15 protein-coding genes and 1 pseudogene are annotated in these 17,313 nt (G+C 66.5%); 5 read left to right on the top strand and 11 right to left on the bottom strand.

All coding sequences use genetic code 11. The features are described from left to right. Positions 1-143 precede the first annotated feature (143 nt). On the top strand, positions 144-1,787 hold the full coding sequence (locus tag IG75_RS0102245) for a flavin-containing monooxygenase (protein ID WP_030519435.1): 1,644 nt from the start codon (positions 144-146) through the stop codon (positions 1,785-1,787). A gap of 53 nt (positions 1,788-1,840) precedes the next feature. Here IG75_RS0102245 and IG75_RS0102240 read toward each other — a convergent pair whose 3' ends face one another. The 8 genes from IG75_RS0102240 to IG75_RS0102200 all read right to left on the bottom strand — a co-directional run bounded on the left by IG75_RS0102240 (position 1,841) and on the right by IG75_RS0102200 (position 9,819). After that, positions 1,841-2,944 (bottom strand): cytochrome P450 family protein, encoded by a 1,104-nt coding sequence (locus IG75_RS0102240; protein WP_245713136.1) that lies wholly within the window; start codon positions 2,942-2,944, stop codon positions 1,841-1,843. Between the two features lie 392 nt (positions 2,945-3,336). Then, positions 3,337-3,663 (bottom strand): histone-like nucleoid-structuring protein Lsr2, encoded by a 327-nt coding sequence (locus IG75_RS0102230; protein ID WP_030519433.1) that lies wholly within the window; start codon positions 3,661-3,663, stop codon positions 3,337-3,339. A 140-nt stretch (positions 3,664-3,803) separates the two neighbouring features. Then, positions 3,804-5,273, bottom strand: coding sequence for a DUF4153 domain-containing protein (locus tag IG75_RS0102225; RefSeq protein WP_168165604.1), 1,470 nt, complete (start codon positions 5,271-5,273; stop codon positions 3,804-3,806). 328 nt (positions 5,274-5,601) lie between these two features. Beyond that, positions 5,602-6,549 (bottom strand): HAMP domain-containing sensor histidine kinase, encoded by a 948-nt coding sequence (locus tag IG75_RS0102220; protein WP_373863731.1) that lies wholly within the window; start codon positions 6,547-6,549, stop codon positions 5,602-5,604. Positions 6,550-6,686: 137 nt separating this feature from the next. After that, on the bottom strand, positions 6,687-7,388 hold the full coding sequence (locus tag IG75_RS0102215) for a response regulator transcription factor (RefSeq protein ID WP_081876582.1): 702 nt from the start codon (positions 7,386-7,388) through the stop codon (positions 6,687-6,689). 236 nt (positions 7,389-7,624) lie between these two features. Then, positions 7,625-8,581 carry a hypothetical protein gene (locus tag IG75_RS38880; RefSeq protein ID WP_156058588.1) on the bottom strand — a complete coding sequence of 319 codons (957 nt, stop codon included), beginning with the start codon at positions 8,579-8,581 and terminating at the stop codon, positions 7,625-7,627. A 207-nt stretch (positions 8,582-8,788) separates the two neighbouring features. Next, positions 8,789-9,076: a dihydrofolate reductase family protein gene (locus IG75_RS35955; protein ID WP_030519428.1), complete on the bottom strand. Its 288-nt coding sequence runs from the start codon at positions 9,074-9,076 to the stop codon at positions 8,789-8,791. Between the two features lie 182 nt (positions 9,077-9,258). Next, positions 9,259-9,819 (bottom strand): TetR/AcrR family transcriptional regulator, encoded by a 561-nt coding sequence (locus IG75_RS0102200; protein WP_030519427.1) that lies wholly within the window; start codon positions 9,817-9,819, stop codon positions 9,259-9,261. 94 nt (positions 9,820-9,913) lie between these two features. Here IG75_RS0102200 and IG75_RS0102195 point away from each other — a divergent pair, with 94 nt between their 5' ends. The 3 genes and pseudogenes from IG75_RS0102195 to IG75_RS40575 all read left to right on the top strand — a co-directional run bounded on the left by IG75_RS0102195 (position 9,914) and on the right by IG75_RS40575 (position 11,945). Continuing rightward, entirely contained in the window at positions 9,914-10,825 is a 912-nt protein-coding gene (locus tag IG75_RS0102195) for an alpha/beta fold hydrolase (RefSeq protein WP_051714123.1), read from the top strand. A 100-nt stretch (positions 10,826-10,925) separates the two neighbouring features. Beyond that, positions 10,926-11,432: pseudogene (locus IG75_RS40580) on the top strand (cupin domain-containing protein); the annotation flags it as partial. Continuing rightward, complete coding sequence (locus tag IG75_RS40575; RefSeq protein ID WP_281630932.1) at positions 11,424-11,945, top strand: helix-turn-helix transcriptional regulator; 522 nt, start codon at positions 11,424-11,426, stop codon at positions 11,943-11,945. The pseudogene IG75_RS40580 and the gene IG75_RS40575, both read left to right, overlap by 9 nt. Positions 11,946-12,011: 66 nt before the next feature. Here the strand turns inward: IG75_RS40575 and IG75_RS0102185 are convergent, their stop codons facing one another. Continuing rightward, positions 12,012-12,656, bottom strand: a complete 645-nt coding sequence (locus IG75_RS0102185) for a dihydrofolate reductase family protein (protein WP_245713121.1) — start codon at positions 12,654-12,656, stop codon at positions 12,012-12,014. A 431-nt stretch (positions 12,657-13,087) separates the two neighbouring features. Here IG75_RS0102185 and IG75_RS0102180 point away from each other — a divergent pair, with 431 nt between their 5' ends. Then, complete coding sequence (locus IG75_RS0102180) at positions 13,088-15,028, top strand: S9 family peptidase (RefSeq protein ID WP_030519423.1); 1,941 nt, start codon at positions 13,088-13,090, stop codon at positions 15,026-15,028. 364 nt (positions 15,029-15,392) lie between these two features. Here the strand turns inward: IG75_RS0102180 and IG75_RS0102175 are convergent, their stop codons facing one another. Both IG75_RS0102175 and IG75_RS0102170 read right to left on the bottom strand, forming a co-directional pair. Then, the gene (locus IG75_RS0102175) at positions 15,393-16,679 is read right to left on the bottom strand and encodes a glutaminase (protein WP_030519422.1); all 1,287 of its coding nucleotides are present in this window, start codon (positions 16,677-16,679) and stop codon (positions 15,393-15,395) included. Positions 16,680-16,796: 117 nt separating this feature from the next. Continuing rightward, the gene (locus IG75_RS0102170) at positions 16,797-17,186 is read right to left on the bottom strand and encodes a GNAT family N-acetyltransferase (RefSeq protein ID WP_030519421.1); all 390 of its coding nucleotides are present in this window, start codon (positions 17,184-17,186) and stop codon (positions 16,797-16,799) included. Positions 17,187-17,313 lie beyond the last annotated feature (127 nt).

Raw genomic sequence — 17,313 nt, 5'->3', positions numbered from 1 at the left:
ACCTTCTGCGGCGTCATCGTCTCCAATGTCCGACCACCATCTCACGCCAGCTCTTCCCTCGACCAGGTAACTGCCGACTCGCCCCGTAGTTGAACCGAACAGCTGTGTCTCCCACGGCGACTCATCGAAAGGCAGGTCCCACGATGACAACGACCTCCGAGCATTCCGTATCCTCGACCGGGCAGGAGGCCCGCGAGATCGACGCAGTCGTCGTCGGAGCCGGATTCGCCGGCCTCCACATGCTGTACAAGTTGCGCGAACTCGGCCTTTCGGTGCAGGTGTACGAGGCGGGCGGTGGACTCGGCGGCACCTGGTACTGGAACCGTTATCCGGGCGCACGCGTCGATGTGAAAAGCGTGTACTACAACTACTCCTTCGACCCCGAGCTCGAGCAGGAGTGGGAGTGGACCGAGAAGTTGCCGCCGCAGCCGGAGTTGCTCCGCTACATCAACCACGTCGCGGATCGTTTCGATCTGCGTAAGGACGTGCAGTTGCGGACCCGCGTCACCGCCGCGGTCTACGACGAGTCCGCCGCGCGGTGGCGGATCACGACCGATCAGGGCGAGGTCGTCTCGGCGCGGTACGCGATCATGGCGACAGGCTGTCTGTCGGCGCCGAAGATGGTGGAAGTTCCGGGCATCGATACGTTCCGGGGGCGCAGCTTCCACACCGGCAACTGGCCCGCGCAGGAGGTGGACTTCACCGGCCGGCGGGTCGCGGTGATCGGCACCGGTTCCTCCGGGGTGCAGGTTATTCCGCTCATCGCCGAATCGGCCGAGCAACTCACCGTGTTCCAGCGGACCGCGAACTATGTTCTTCCCGCCGGCAATCACGCGATCGATCCCGAATTCCAGCGCGGGATCAAGTCTCGCTACCGCGAGGTGCGCAAGGCCAACCGGGAATCGTCGTTCGGCATCGCGCAACCCGAAGCCACCAAGGGGGCGCTAGAGGTGAGCGAAGACGAACGAAATGCCTTCTACCGCAGAGTGTGGAGCGACAAGGACAGCGAACTGGTCAGCATGCTCGTCGGATTCACGGACCTACTCGCCGACGAAGCCGCCAACGAGACCGCCGCCCAGTTCATTCGCGACCGAATCGCCGAGATCGTGACGGACCCGGCTGTCGCCCGGCTGCTTCAGCCCGCCGGCCTCTTCGGCGTCAAACGCCCGGTCCTGGGGACGGACTACTACGAGACCTTCAATCGTCCCAATGTCCGGCTCGTAGACGTTCGCACGACCCCGCTCACCGAGGTGACCGCGTCCGGACTCGAGACGACGCAGGAGAGTTTCGAGTTCGATGACATCATCTACGCCACCGGATACGACGCGATGACCGGTGCGCTGGGCGCGATCGACATTCGCGGCCGGGATGGTGCATCGCTGCGGGAGAAGTGGGCCGACGGGCCCGTCACCTACCTCGGTCTCACCGTGGCGGGCTTTCCGAACCTCTTCACGATCACGGGCCCGGGCAGCCCGTCGGTCCTGTCGAACATGATGGTGTCCATCGAGCAGCACGTCGACTGGGTATCGGACGCGATCGAAGCGATGCGATCCAAGGGCGTCACGGTCATGGAGGCCGAGACCGAGGCGGAGCAGGAATGGACGCGGCACGTCGGCGAGGTCGGCGATATGACGCTCTATCCGAAGGTGGACTCCTGGTACGTGGGATCGAATGTGCCCGGTAAGCCGAGGGTGATGTACGCATACATCGGCGGCGTCGGAGCGTATCGCGAAAAGTGCGACCAGGTCGCCGCCGACGACTACGACGGTTTCACTCTGACGCAGTGACGGTGCACTACCGGTGGCGGGCACCGCATGGCGCCCGCCACCCATCGTCACCTCTACCAGGCGAGACGCATCGGCGGGCACGCCGGGAACTCGACCGGTAGTGCCGCCAGGGCACGGTGGAACTGCCCCTGCCGCCAAGGCAGTTGCTGCGCGGATACTTTCGGCCGAATATCCGGCAGGGCATCGAGTAGCAGGTCGATGCCCTGCGAGGCGATGGTCTGGGCGAGGCTCTGGGCCGGGCAGCCGTGCGGGCCGGCTCCCCATGCCAGGTGCGACCGGTTGCCCCTGCGGTCACCACCGCCTACAACGCTGGGATCGTTGTTGCACGCGGCCAAGCTGATGACCACCGGCTGATCGGCCGGCAGCCACACATCGCCGACGAGTTGCGGCTGCCTGGGGTAGCTCACGCTCCAATTCGCCAGCGGTGGATCCTCGAACAGCACCGCATCGATGGCGTCCCGGGTGGCCATGGCACCGCTGAGGACCTCACCCCCGTATTGCTCGTCGGTCATCAACAGCAGCAGCGCATTGAGAATGAGATTGCAGGTCGGCTCCGTACCCATCGAGAACAGGAGCGCGGCCTGATTCACCATCTCCATGGCATCGAGCCCGTCCGGGTGTTTCAGCAGCTCCGAGGTCAAATCGTCGCCCGGCTCGGCCCGCTTCTGCTCGACAACCCCGATCAGAGCCTCGACGAAACGCTGCTGCCCTTCTTCGGCGCCCACTCCCTCCAGCATCGCCGCCATCCCGTGATACGCCGCGGCCGCGGCGTCTTCGGGAAAGCCCATCAGTTCGCTCAGCACCCGGAAAGTCAACGGATACGCGTAGTCCGTTCGCAGGTCGGCGGTACCGCGCTCGCAGAAGTCGTTGATCAGTCCCTCGGCGGCCCGGGCAACTGCGCCGTGAACCTTGTGCATGTCGACGGTGTCCAACGCCGCGATGATGGTGCGCCGGTATCGCTCGTGCTCCAGACCTGCGGTGCGCAGCGCATTCTGGCGGTAGCCCAACATCGGCAGCATCGGGGAATCCGAGGGGGCGTTCTTCTCCCATCGGCGTGGGTCCGCGGGGAAATGGGCCTCGTCGTTGAGGATTTGCATGGCCACCTGGTAACCGATCACGAGCGTCGCCGGCACACCCGGAGAAAGCTCGATCGGCACCAACGGGCCATGATGTCGCATATCTGCGTACGCGCGGTGCGGATCGGCCGCGAACGTGGGGGTGTCCAGCCGAACATATGATTCGGCGGCTACCGCGGGCCCGTGCGTGATCAGGGATTCCCTCTGCGAACCCGGATCTGCATTGCTCAACGCGTGACTCCCCCGCACGGTGCCGCGGTGTGTCCCGTTCGGCCTGCGGCGGGACGGCCTGGCATTCGTTGTGTGGACATGCTGCGGCATACTACCGGGACATGTTCCAGGCCAACATCTTTGGCCGATCCGGCGCCACTGTCTCCTGCGGACATACGGCCCGGAAGTTGATGCCCGCGCGGAACGCGGAAACGACCGGCTCGGCCTCCTCGGCCACCCCGCACGCCGGGATAGTACCGGCGTCAGTTCGCGGCCCGCTGGTATGCCTGCAGCACCGCGGAGGGCATCCGGCCACGCTCGGGCACATCATGCCCATTTCGACGTGCCCACTCCCGCACTGCCTTCGCATCCTTCCGCCGACCCGCCGCAGGATCCTTGACCCGGCTCCGTCCCCCGACCCTGCGCGCGAAGGGGGTCCACTTGTCGAGGCCGGCACGGAGTTCCCGCGCATTCGCCTCGGACAGGTCGATCTCGTAGCCCACCCCGTCGATGCCGAACGAGACGGTCTCGGCGGCGGCGGATGCACCGTCCAGATCGTCGATCACGGTCACCACAACCTTGCGCGCCACTCTCCACACCTCCACTGGCCGAACTCTGCCGGACCGCTACATTGTCCGGCACAGTATCAGCGCCCGATCGGCCCCCATCCAGAGCACCGTCGAGCAGTGGAGACCCGACATGCGGATCAACTGTGAGACGACTGCACGGCTCAGCGTGCCCGGGTGCGGGCCAGATTCCAGCTGTTCCAGGTGTCCTCGTCGAGCCGGTTCTCGAGCTGTTCGAGCAGGCCATCGCGGATCTGGGCGGGCAGGCGGTCGAGGGCGGGGACGATATCGACGGACAGACCGGCCAGGTAGTCGACGTCGAGGTCTTCGCCGCGCTCCCAGCGGTCGATGTTCTCGGCGGCGACCAGGCCCTCGGGATTCAGTGCGGCAAGGGCCAGTAGTGCGGCCGTTCCCGTCGCGATCGCACAGCGTGGCAGCCATGCCGTTTCCAGGCGCAGAACGGCAATGATCACCAGCACATAGACGATGCCGAGCCAGAGTTCGCATGTGCCGACCAGCAACCGCAGCACGGTGAATCCGTACGCCTGCTGGTAGGTCCACATACGTCCGAGCGCGGAGACGATCATCACCAGCGTGAGCCCGCTCAACGCGCACAACAGGCCGCGCGACCACAGCCGATCCACGGCGGTGTCCCGGGCTGCCCGGTGCAGGACGGGCAGGATGACGGCGAGCGTCAGCACGGTGACCGCGGAGAGCTGCCAGAAACCGCCCCGGGCGTACTCGGCGTAGGTCAGGCCGGCGGTGCGCTGCACATAATCGTCCCCACCGAACAGGGCCACCAACTGTGCTCCGAGAAACAGCGCGAACACCGCTGTCAGGGTGCCGACCGGCAGACCCCATTCCAGTCGCGCCAGCGTGCGATTCGCGACTTTCGGCTGCCCGTCGGCCGGGAGCGGAGGTCCGGCGAGCAGATACAGGGCGCCCAGCGTTCCGATACCCGCTGCGACGAACACCACGACCCAGCGGGTCAGCGTGTCACTGTCCATCGGCGGCACCAGACCGTCGACGAGCGCGGCGAACGTGGCGTCTGCGCCGGCCAGTAGTGGTACGAACACCACCAGTAACGCCACCGTGACGACGGCGGATATCCCGACTCGGCGATTACGCGTCTCGGCACCGTCGGGCCGCTTTCCCAATGCGGTGAACACCCAGGCGACGGCGCCGGCCGACGCCAGCGGAACAGCCAGCGCATCCCGGAATGTCCCGCGCTCGGAACGCCGGCCCACCACCGCCAGCGACCCGGCCACGGCCGCCGCCGCCAGGCACAGAACGAACAACCACCCCGCGGCCCGGAAACTGCCGACCGCCAGCAACACCAGTGCCGTGATCGCCCACCACAGGCGCTCCCGGTGCCGGGTCTGTCCATGCTCCGTTTCCGCGGTACGACGTGCCCGGCGATGGACTGCACCGACCGCGGCCGCGGCCGCGGAACCCGCCAGCAACCAGCCGATTCCGGGCCGGTCGAGCGGGACGGTCGCCGCGGCGACCAGACCCGCGATTCCCGCCGCAGGCAGGACACCCGCCGGGTAGGCGACCAGGTACCGGTGTGGTGGAACGGCCGGCGCATTCGGGTGCTCCGGTGCAACCCGAACGTTCGGCGGCTGCACTTGCATCCGGCTACCGGGCCCCCAGAGCGCAGCATCGGACAACGAACCCGCGGCGGTTTCCTTCCCGGTAGCGGACCCCGAACCGCTCGGTTCGGCAGGGGCTGCCGAGTCGATGGTCTCGGTCGTTCCTCGGGTCCCCGTTGTTCCCGTCGGACTCGCTGCGTTCTCGGTGGCCGGCGGAGTTCCGGGTTCGGCAGATTCCGCCGATTCCACCGGGGTCGTCCGTTCCGCGTTGTCGTCGTTCGGCCTGGTTCGTCTGGGCATGGGGCTCCTCCTGAGGGTGTGCGTTATCGCCCCGGGGCCGATAGGCGGCCGGGCTGTGCAGCGGGAAAGGTCAGAGGTCGGGCGGCTCGGTGGCCGGCAGGACCACGCGGATCCGGGAGCCGGGGCCGGTGACGGCGATGTCGCCGCGATGCAGATCGATCACCCAGCGCGCGATCGCAAGTCCGAGCCCGGTGCCGCCGCCGTCGGTACGGCCACCGCGGGTGAAGCGGTCGAAGATGCGCTCGCGCTGGTCAGGCGGTATGCCGGGACCGTCGTCTTCGACATCGATCACAAGGTCGTCGCCCACGGTGTGGGCGCGCAACCGGACCTCACCGCCGGCCGGACCGTGCCGGGCGGCGTTGTCCAGGAGGTTCAGTACCACCTGGTGGAGGCGGGCGCGGTCGGCGTACACGGTCGCGGTCACCGGCTCGACCTCGCTGCGGAAACGGATCCCGCGGCCCGAGGCGGCCGTCATGACCTCCACCTCGGCCGCCACTTCCGCGAGAAGCGGTGCGATAGCGAATTCGCCGCGGTCGAGCGGGACGGCGCCGGCCTCGATACTGGAGATGTCGAGCAGTTCGGAAACGAGCCGCCCCAGCCGCTCGGTCTGCGCGAGAGCCGTTTCGAGTGTTTTCGGATCGGGCTTCGATACCCCGTCCACCAGGTTCTCCAGGACGGCGCCCAGCGCGGTGACGGGGGTGCGCAATTCATGCGAGACATTTGCTATCAGGTCACGGCGCTGCTGGTCGGCTGCGGCGAGGTCGTCCGCCATCCGGTTGAACGCATCGGCCAGCTGGCCCACTTCGTCGCGGGAGGAGGCGCGCACACGGCTCGTGTAGTCCCCGCGCGCCATCCGTTGCGCGGCGGCGGTCATCTCCCGCAGCGGCATGGTGATGCCGTGCGCCAGGAACTGAGAGGACACCAGCGCGATCACCATCGCGGCCAGCGTGGTCATCGGTGGCAGCCAGCCGATCTGCAGACGGAAATAGCCGAAGGCGAGTCCGCCCGCGAAGGTCATCAGGACGGCCAGTTTGAGTTTGATGGAGCGGACCCGATCCAGCGGCCGCGGCAATACCGCCGCCACCCGGTCGGATATCCGCCGCCACCCACCCACGACCCCGCCCCGGGCGTCGGCGCCGGTGACCGCGCGCCCGCTCATCTGCTCTCCAGCGCATACCCGACACCATGGACGGTCCGGATCAGGTCGGCGCCGAGTTTGCGGCGTAATGCCTTGATATGGTTGTCGACCGCCCGGGTGCCCGCGGCATCGGCCCAGTCCCATACCTCCTCGAGGAGCCGTTCGCGGGCCAGCACCGCGCGGGGCCGCTGCGCCAGCCGGGCCAGCAGATCGAATTCCAGCGGCGTCAGTTGTGCTTCGACCCCACCGCGCCAGACCCGGCGCTGATCGGTATCGATTCGCAGATCGCCCACCACGGTGATCGTGCCGGGCAGCGCGGCGGCGCGCTCGACCCGGCGCAGCAACGCGTGTACCCGGGCGGTGAGGACCCGCAGGGAGAACGGTTTGGTGAGGTAGTCATCGGCGCCGACGCCGAGACCGATGAGCTGATCGATCTCATCGGTTCGCGCGGTGAGCATCAGTACCGGCACCGAGCGTTCGGCCTGGATCCGCCGACAGACCTCCAGTCCGTCGAAGCCGGGCAGCATGACGTCGAGGACGACCAGGTCGGGGCCGAAGGTGCTCGCGGCGGCCACCGCGGCGGGTCCGTCGTGGGCCACCTCCACCGTGAATTCCTCGGCTCGCAACCGCGCCGCCACCGATTCCGCGATGGTGAGTTCGTCGTCCACCACCAGGATCCGCCGCGCCACCGCTCCCCCTGCCGGTGCGTTCTGTTCCATGCCCGGGAAGCCTAGCCACCCCGTGTGGAGAGAACAGGCGTCAATTGTGGAGATTCTGTGTGCCCGGCAGACCTACCGTCGCGTCGTGCCTCTCGCCGCACAACGGCCTGCAGCACCCGCTGACCTGATTCCACAGGCCGTCCGTACCGAAGGCGACAGCGCAGAAAGATGTGCCGATACGGCAGGTCTCACTGCTGACGACCGGTCGCACCGGAGACGTCGGAACCGCGCTCCATCTATGAGCTGTACCGACCCGTAGCCGGGTACAGCTCCCAGATCTTGGCTTCGTCGTCCGGTCGGCGTTCTCCCGACCGAGAAGGCTCCGGCATGTCCCCCATCCGCTCCACCGAAAGTGGAGCGCGGTCCAGCGCTTGTTCCCACACGATCTGCTCCCCGCGACTCACATATACATCACGCCGTAGTTGCTCCTGATTTTGAAGAGCATCAGCGAAACGCTGCCCCAAGAAGCAACCCGGTGCTGCCGCACTGCTCGAAAGCACCACGATCGGCCGGCCGGATTCCGATACCGCCAACCGACGGATATCGCTGTCGTTCGAGACGACTCTGGCGAACATTTCCGGCGAGAGAGCCATGATCGAACCCTGCGCCATGTCGTCACCGTGTACAGCAGACGGGGAAACGTCCGCATTGACATAGAAGACTTCCAGTTCGTGATCCGAATCGGCGTGCAGTATTATCGCCCGTTCCGACGGCCACGCCGACATGGCGTCATGGAAATCCTTTATCTGCCGACCCGAGCGGGAGTAGGTGCCGTGCAACATGAGAGAAGGAGTGAATCTCACCCTCTTGAAGAATGCAGCTCGTCCCCGAGTCGACGAGAAAGATACCCCGGTCGGAACGTCTGTCGCACGCCCTTGTCCATCGAAATTCTTGCTGTAGAGACGTTCCTTTCTGACATCTCCGGTCCAGAAGGCCAGTTCTATACCTCGCGCTGTATCCCAGCCCGTCACAGCTTCCCCGGAAGCCGGTGGAGGAAGGGCTGCCGAGCGTCCCCAGGAATCAGACCCGTCCCATTGCGTCTTTTCCTTCGATATCCGATCGACCTGCAAGAACTCATCGGTGGCTCGAACGAGTCCGGCTCGCGATCCGCGTATCACGTCCTCGGCCAGAAAGTGGCTGTACTTTCCGGTGGCGTCGATCAGCGGTTTCCCGAGTAGCAGGCCGAGGTCCACTGGGGCTTGGATCCCCTCGATCCATCTCGGCATCGAATTCCCTCTCTCCCTCTTCGCCACTCGGGCGCCCGACGCATATCCGGCCTTCGAGAGCCACTCTCGGTACAGACGTCCCGCAGGCTCGGCTCCGGGGCGCCCCGGCCTGCCCGGAGGGAGTGAGCCGCCGCAGTGACCAGGCGGGGCACGGTGATCGTGGCGTTCGACCACCTATCGCAGCCGCACCTCGGTCACGATGCCCAGACCCGTGTTGGGGTAGCCGTTCAGACAGGTCACCGTGACGCCCCAGGACCCGGCGAAGGACTCGTAGGTGCGCCGACCGAGCAGGAATGCATCCGCACGTTCGAAGATCCCACCGAGGAACGCCTCGGCGTCATCGTCGAACAGCGGCAGAGCCCACCCGGCACGCTCGAATCCATCCTGCCGGTCCTCTTCCGGGCCGCCGAGTCCCTGCATCACCCCGTCGACGGATACGTGGGTGATAGTGGTCAGTCTCATTGTGGTGAATCCCTTTCGCCGAGCACGTATCCCGCGTACGCCGATCATCTTCTGAGGCGTTGCCAGGAAGGATAGCAATACGTTCGTATCGGAGCAATACGAACGTATTGTATTTACCTCGGGAGTGAGACGGCAGTGGTTGGCGACTCACGACGAGAGACGGGATACGACCACGCCGACGATCAGTCCCGATCCGCTTCGAGGTCGCCGATCGCGCGATCGATCGCGTCGACAGCTTCCGCCGGCTCGAGATCGCCGGTGATGACCCGGGCGGCGAGACCATCCGACAGCGCGACCAGTCGCCGCGCGACCGTGGCGGCGTCGACCCCGGGCGCGAAGTCGGCGAGCAGGCGGGCCGCGTTCGCCTCCTGCCCGCGCTTGGCATCGCGCAGCATTGCCGCCAGTTCGGGGTCGGCGATACTCGCGGCAATGTAGGCATGCCAGACGACGACGCCGCGACGCGACCCCGGCGTCGCCGGTACCGCGTGGGCGATCAGACGGCGTAGCTCGGCATGGACATCGGCCGGACGGTCGGTGAAGCGTCGCGCCGATCCTTCGATCATCGCGGCGGCACTGAGACGCACGAGCTTCTCCTTCGACCCGACGTAGTGCTGCACCAGCCCGACCGAGACGCCCGCAGCCGCGGCGACATTGCGGAACGAGACCGCGGCGACACCCTTGTCGGCGATGACCGACCATACAGCGGCGAGAATCGCGGTGCGTTTGTCGTTTTCGAGGGTCATATCGCTCCATGGGACAAGATTCCAATACGTTCGTATTGCTCCAATACGAACGTATTGCTATTCTTCCGGAGCGAGCTTACTCGAACGGAGAACGATGATGACGCTGGGCCGCTTCCGATCACAGAAGGGGCGATGGGCGTACGCGAAGGCCTACCAGGCCGCGCTTGCGGCCGGGCCGGCGCCGACCTCCACACATGATGTGCGGACGACATTCGGAACTGTGCGCACCTATGTGTGGAACGGCGGCGACGGCAATGCCGATCCCATTGTCCTCCTCCCCGGGCGCAGCTCCGGCGTTCCCATGTGGTCGGCGAATCTCGCTGCCCTGCACGAACGCATCGGTCGCCCGATCCTCGCCATGGACGCGATCGGGGACGCGGGGATGTCGGAGCAGACGGCGCCGCTGACGTCGATGGCCGATCAGGCGCGCTGGGTAGACGAAGCGCTGGCCGATCTGGGCTGTTCACGCGTCCACCTCCTCGGACATTCCTTCGGGGGTGCGACCGCTGCGGCGGTGGCCCTGCACGCGCCCCACCGCCTCGCCTCGCTTCTGCTGGTGGAGCCGGTGTTCACGCTCCGTCTTCCCCCACCGTCGACCTTCCTCTGGGCGCTGCTGTTCACTGTCACACCCCGCGCCGCGTGGCACGACCACGCGCTGGCCGCGATCGGCGGGGTGTCCGTAGAGGAAGTCCGCGCCGCGACACCGATCGGCGAGATGATCCGGACCGCGGCCGCGCAGTACCGGAGTTCGCTTCCGATCCCGGGCCTGCTCAGCAGTGCCGAGTTGGCAGGTATCGAAATCCCCACCTACGTAGCTATCGCCGGGAAGTCCCTTGCCGGTGGGGAGCGCGCCGCGCGCCGAGCCGAAGCCTCCATCCCGCGGGTCGAGGTGGATATCTGGCCGGGCACGACGCATTCGCTGCCCATGCAGGTCCCGACCCGGTTAGCCGACCGCCTGCGAGCATTCATCGAATCGCAGCGGCACAGTGGGAGCGGGTTGCAGTGACCCGATACATCACTGTCCCGAGAGCGCAGGAGCCGTTCAGGGATAGCGCACTCGCCGGTGAGGGGCCGGGCGGCTCGGAAGTTCACCCGTTCGCGGAGCGTTTCCGATGTGGCGCGTGCTGAATCGGCCCTTTTCCCTGCATATTTCGGAACGGACACCATTGACGGTGTTGTCGCCGGCTCGCGGGGGCATCTGGATGATCACCGCTCGGCACGGCTCGCGATACGTGAATCCCGGCGAGGTCGCGATCATCCGCAGCTCGGAAACATACCTCGTGGCAGACAACCCGATGAGCGAGCCGCCGCTCATCCTCCATCCCGGGCGGCTGAGCCCGGCATCGGCAGAGGTGCTCTCGCGTGAGGTACTGAGCCCCGGCGCGGCACCACAGATCGACCGGCCTCGGGGCGCCACGACGATTCTCACCGGGTCCCAGGACACCGCCTCGGCGGTGGCCCGGCGCCTGCTGCACGGACTGCCTCCGGTCATCGTTCTGCAGCACAGCGATGTTCCCGACAGCGTTCTCGAGATCTTGGCAGATGGTGCTGCCGGAGACCGGCCCGTCCGCAACCTCGTACTGCACCACCTATTGGAGCTGGTTGTGGCCGGTGCGCTGCGCGCCCGGCTCGTCCACCACGACGCGCCTGCCTGGTATCACGCCTACAGCGATCCATTGGTGGGCAGAGCGCTGCGCCTGCTGCAGCACAATCCCGGGCATCGGTGGACCGTCGCGTCTCTGGCGGATGCGGTGGGTGTCTCGCGCGCCGCCATTGCACGGCGGTTCAATGCGCTCGTGGGCGAACCCCCGATGTCCTTCCTCACCGGGTGGAGACTGTCGCTGGCAGCCGACCTCTTCCGGGAAACCGATCACACCGTCGATGCCATCGCACGCCACGTCGGGTACAGCAACGCCTTCGCGCTGAGCGCGGCCTTCAAACGCCATTTCGGTGTGCCGCCGAGGGATTACCGGACCGGTATTCGCCGCGATCTCGCCTACGACACTCCGGCGCCGGGCAACCGCCGGGCCACGCGTCATTCGATTGTCGGTGACAGGCTGTTCCCGCACCCGAAGCCTTCCGGCGGGCACGCCGACCCGCATTCTCCCGCGCCGGGTATTCGATGACACGCTGAACAGCGGCAGTGAGGCCGCACAAGCAGCTGGACGCACCCGTGCAGCCCCCGGCTCGTGTCAGTGACGGACACGGTAGCGCACGTGCGTCACCGTGGGGGAGGCCGTGGTCTCCATCGGCCGAAGCTCGATTCCGGAGAGACCGGTGAAAAGGTTCTCTCCTGCGCCGAGTACGACAGGGACCACGTGCAGGACGAGTTCGTCGAGCAGGCCCGCAGCCAAGTACTGGCGAATCGTCGCCGCGCCGCCGGCAATCCCCACATCCTTTCCGTCCGCGGCCTCGTGTGCCTGGACCAGGGCCGCTTCGATACCTTCGGTGACGAATGTGAACGTGGTGCCACCCTCCATGGTCACCGGTTCGCGCTCGTAATGGGTGAGTACGAACGTCGGCGCGTGATAGGGCGGCTCGGTTCCCCACCAGCCATTCCAACCGAGGTCCCACGGCCCGCGACCGGGGCCGAACATGTTGCGGCCCATGATGTGCGCGCCGATACCGGCGTGGATGTCGGCCAGGATCTTTTTATCCGCTTCCCGTCCTGGCTGCTCGGTTTCGAACATCCAGGCAGTCAGCGCTTCTGCGCCGACACCGAAGGGGTGGTCGAGATCCTGCCCGGGTCCGGCAGCGAATCCGTCGAGAGAAACGGCGAGGTTGGCGGTAATCATGGTCATTCTCCTGAGTCGGATGAGATGAGCTCGAATCGACACGGACGAATCGTGTCGCTCGAGTAAGGGCGGTGTTCGGTCAGCCGATCGAAGTGGTACGCACGTGGGAGTGCGCACGTTGCGCGCCGGTAGGAAAGTCATTGCGGGGCCATGAGCCCATTACATAGGCGTCCGAAACAACCGAACATGGTTCACAGGCTCACCCTCATACGTGATCGTCTACACACCGGTACGACCGGACACCGGAGGTGATCGATCAGGGACCCGCCGATCGGTAGTCGTCGATTACGATCCAGCCGTCGGCAGTGGCCGGGTTCGACGACCGGTACAGCGATGATCTCGACAGTGTCGAAGACAAGCCCGTGGGTAATCCTGACGTCCCTCGCGGCCGCGAGCTTGAGTATGCCGCTACGGCACAGTGTTCGATCAGAGGCGCAAGTGTGAGCCGGAGCCGAACGAAGTGGAGACAGACCGTGACCGGAAAGCCGACCAATCAGCGCCCCGAGCTGATCGACATCGAGGCGTTCTTCGCCGACCCGCAGTTCGCGAATCCGTCGATCTCCCCCGACGGCACCCGTATCGCCTACCTCGCCCCGCATCGAGGCCGCCGCAACGTCTGGGTCCGCGGTATCGACGCGACCCATGACGACGCTGTTCCCGTCACTCACGACACCCGCCGCGGGATCACCACCTACTACTGGACCGACGACACCCGCTGGTTGCTCTACCTCCAGGACACCGACGGTAACGAGGACTGGCATCTGTACCGCGTCGACCTCGACGAACCCGACGCACCCGTTGCCGACCTCACGCCGATGGACCCGGGGTCACGTGTGGTGGGTGTGGAGCCGCTGCCGTCGGTCTCCGGCAGCGTGCTCGTCACGATGAACCGGCGCCCACTGTTCTTCGATACCTTCCGGATCGCCGTCGCGACCGGCGAGACGACCCTGCACCTCGAGCAGGACGATCCGACGTCCGCCGTCCTGCTCGACCACCGCGGCGAGCCCGCCTTCCGCACCGCCCTGGCCCAGGACGGCACCGTCGAGATCTCCGCGATCGACCCCGCCACCGGAGGGACGCGGCCGCTCCGCCGCCCCGGCGGGGCCGAGTACCCGATGAGCATTCAGCCCCAGCAGGTCACTGCCGACGGGAAAGGGCTGCTCGTCGGGTCCTACCAGGACGGCGACAACCTGCGGCTGGTCCGCATCGACCACGAGACCGGCGCCGAGACCGTCGTCGCCGCGGTCGACGGCCACGACCTCGACATCAGCGGTATGCTGCTGCCCGGTGTGCTCCCGCCCCCGGTCTACACCCATCGGAGCACCGGCGAGATCCTCGCCGCGCGCTTCGTGGGCGATCGCCCGCGTATCGAGGTTCTCGACCCGCACTTCGCCGAAATCCACGCCCGGCTGGAGAAACTGTCCGACGGCGTGCTCGGCACCCTGTCCTGCGACGACTCCGGGCAGCGCTGGGTCGCCACCTTCGTCCACGACCGCGATCCCGGTGTCACCTGGTTCTACGACCACACCACCGGCGATGCCCGCCTGCTGTTCCGGTCCTACCCGGACCGGGACCCGAACGCCATGGCCCCCATGCAGCCTGTCGGGTTTTCCGCCCGCGACGGGCTGCCTCTGCACGCCTACCTCACCCTGCCGGTCGGGGTGGAGCCGCGGAACCTCCCGCTGGTGCTGGTGGTGCACGGCGGGCCGTGGTACCACGACTCGTGGGGCTACAGCGACGACGCCCAGTTCCTCGCCAACCGCGGCTACGCGGTACTGCAGGTCAACTTCCGCGGCTCGCTCGGTTACGGGAAACGGCACGTCACCAGCGCGATCGGCGAGTTCGCCAAGGCGATGCACGACGATCTGATCGACGCCGTCGACTGGGCCGTCACCGAAGGTTACGCCGACCCCGATCGCCTCGGCATCTACGGCGGTTCCTACGGCGGGTACGCCGCACTCGTCGGTATCACTGTGACTCCGGACCGTTTCGCCGCCGCCGTCGACTACGTCGGCATCTCCGATCTCGCCAACTTCCTGCGCACCCTGCCGCCGTTCACTCGGGCCTACAACGTCAACAACTGGTACCGCTATGTCGGCGACCCCGAAATTCCCGAGCAGGAGGCCGATATGCTGACCCGCTCCCCGATCACCATGGTCGACAAGATCCGCACTCCGCTATTGGTCGCCCAGGGCGCCAACGATGTCCGCGTCGTCAAGGCCGAATCCGACAATATCGTCGCCCGGCTCCGCGAGCGCGGTGTGCCGGTCGAATACCTGGTCGCCGAGGACGAAGGCCACGGATTCGCGAATCCGGAGAACCGGGTCATGCTGTACCGCGCGATCGAGCGGCATTTCGCCCGCCACCTCGGCGGCCGCAGCATCGGTATGCCCGACTCCTCGAGTATGGGCTGACCGACCCCGGTGCACCAGTCGGCTCGAACGCCCCGAAAGCCCGGTTCGAACACCCTCCGCACGAAGCTGTGCCCTGGTCCGGGCACGGGTGCGCGGGCCCAGCGCGAGCAGGTGCCGGGCATGGAACGCGCACGCATTGATCTGCGACGCACGCAGCTTGATGAACTCGGACTCCTGGACCGAGAGTCCGCGCTGTAATGCCGCGTCTCGATTCGCCGACGCGAAGGCGCTCGCAGCCTTCCATGCCTCGGGCATCACCTTGTCCGAGGACGGACGCATCGTGTCTCCATTTCCGCGGCGACAACGCACACCCGTCTTCCGCTCCCGTCCGACGGTCCCGGATGACGCGGGCTGCTGCCCTGGGTCACCGTGCGCGCGAATTCAATGCTTGTTCGACGTCTCCGATGACGGTGACTCGGCCGCCATCGCCGGGATCGGGATCGGGCATGATCGATTCCGGGTCGACGAGGTAGACCTCATGACCGTCCAACGTGAGCCGGCGCGCGACCTCCAGCAGCATGCGCCGTGCCACGTCGTCGATCGAATAGACCATCGTGAGGTCCAGAGCCACCCCGGCTTCCGGGGGCGCAGTGTCCAGGGTTTCCCGGACAACTCTCTCGGCTCCGGCGAAGCCGATTCCACCTTGCAGTTGGATGACGCGGATCGCGTCGGATCCGTGGCCGGCGACATGATTGGATCGCACGACCGCGCGCGCGGCGGCCGGGACCTCCATCACATGCAAACCCATATCGGAGGAGAATCGTTCGAACAGCGACACCCCGCGCACGCTGTTTCCGTGAGAGTCCAATCGCGGTGAGAACGTGGCGATGCCGATCTGGCCGGGCAGTGCGCCGATCAGACCGCCGGCCACACCGCTCTTCGCCGGAATCCCGACCTGGGTCGCCCAGTCACCGGCCGCGTCATACATTCCGCAGGTGAGCATGACGCTCAGCACCTGACGCACTACCGGTTCGCGTATCACTTGCTCGCCCGACAGAGGATTCACCCCGCGGTTGGCCAGCGTCGCGGCCATCATGGCCAGATCTCGCGCGGTGACGAGCACAGAGCACTGGCGGGTGTAGCCGTCGACGACGGCCCGCGGATCCTCGGTGAGGATGTTGTGACTGCGGAGCATATGTGCGATGGCGAGGTTGCGGTGCGCGTGTTCCATTTCTGAAGCACACACCGCCTCATCTATTTTCAGCCGACGACCGGCAAACGCCGAAAGGCCCTGGACCACGCGCTCCACGCGCTCTGCCGGGTTCAGTTCCGCCGAGCCGGCCAGCGAGTGGGCGGTGATCGCACCGGCATTGATCATGGGATTGAGGGGGCGACCGGTGTCGCTTTCGAGGGAGATCTCGTTGAAGGCCTCGCCTGACGGCTCGACACCGACTCCGGCGAGCACCGGGCCGAAGCCACGATCGGCCAATGCCAGCGCGTACGTGAACGGTTTGGAGATCGATTGGATCGTGAACTCGGTATCGATATCGCCGGCGCCGTAGACTCGGCCGTCGACGGTGGCGAAGACCGCGCCGAGGCGCTCCGGGTCTGCTGCTGCGAGCTCGGGGATGTACCCCGCCGGCTCTCCGGAGTTGTCCGGCGCTACCGCTCCGAGTGCCTCGGTCAGATAGTCGGGAATGATCGACCGCATTCGTCCTCCTCTGCAGACGTGCAACTTCCGCGCTGTGCGCAGCGCCGAGGTCGGCGTAGTGGCGTGCCTTCGTGACGCCTCACCAGATCACAACGTCGATGCACCAGAGACCAGAGGTCATGCTCTGTTCCGTGTAGCACGTGTGACCAGTGCGATATCGGCAGCTGCCGACCGGCGGAACACACCGCCCTTCGCGGCGAATTCATCACCGTGCCTCCGCAGATGGCGAGCGAACAGCGGGCACACCGGCACGACGATGAGGTTCTTGCGAATTCTGTCCGCGAGCGCCGCACGCACCAGCAGCCCGGCCAGACCTCGTCCGCCGAACTCCTGATCGACTTCGGTGTGGAAAAAAATCCGCTCGGCGTCGACTCCGGAGTCGACGAAGTCGGCCCTGCCGACGGGCGATCCGTCGGCGAGTTTCACGGTGTACGAGCCGATCGGGCCGGCGATATCGAGCTCGACCGTCACGGACGCACCGGTGTCGTCGATCAACCCCTCGGTCATCCGGCTGCCCTTTCGTGGGACGGCGTCGCGGCGAGGGCAACCAGGTGCGTCAGCTGTTCGGCGGCGACTGCCGGGCGCACGGAGACGTCGCCGGCCTTCCCGGCCCTCAGGGTGGCGACCGGGGTGG

The sequence above is a fragment of the Nocardia rhamnosiphila NBRC 108938 genome, from assembly GCF_000720425.1.
Lineage (GTDB): Bacteria > Actinomycetota > Actinomycetes > Mycobacteriales > Mycobacteriaceae > Nocardia > Nocardia rhamnosiphila.
This window is presented reverse-complemented; position numbering and strand designations above follow the sequence as displayed.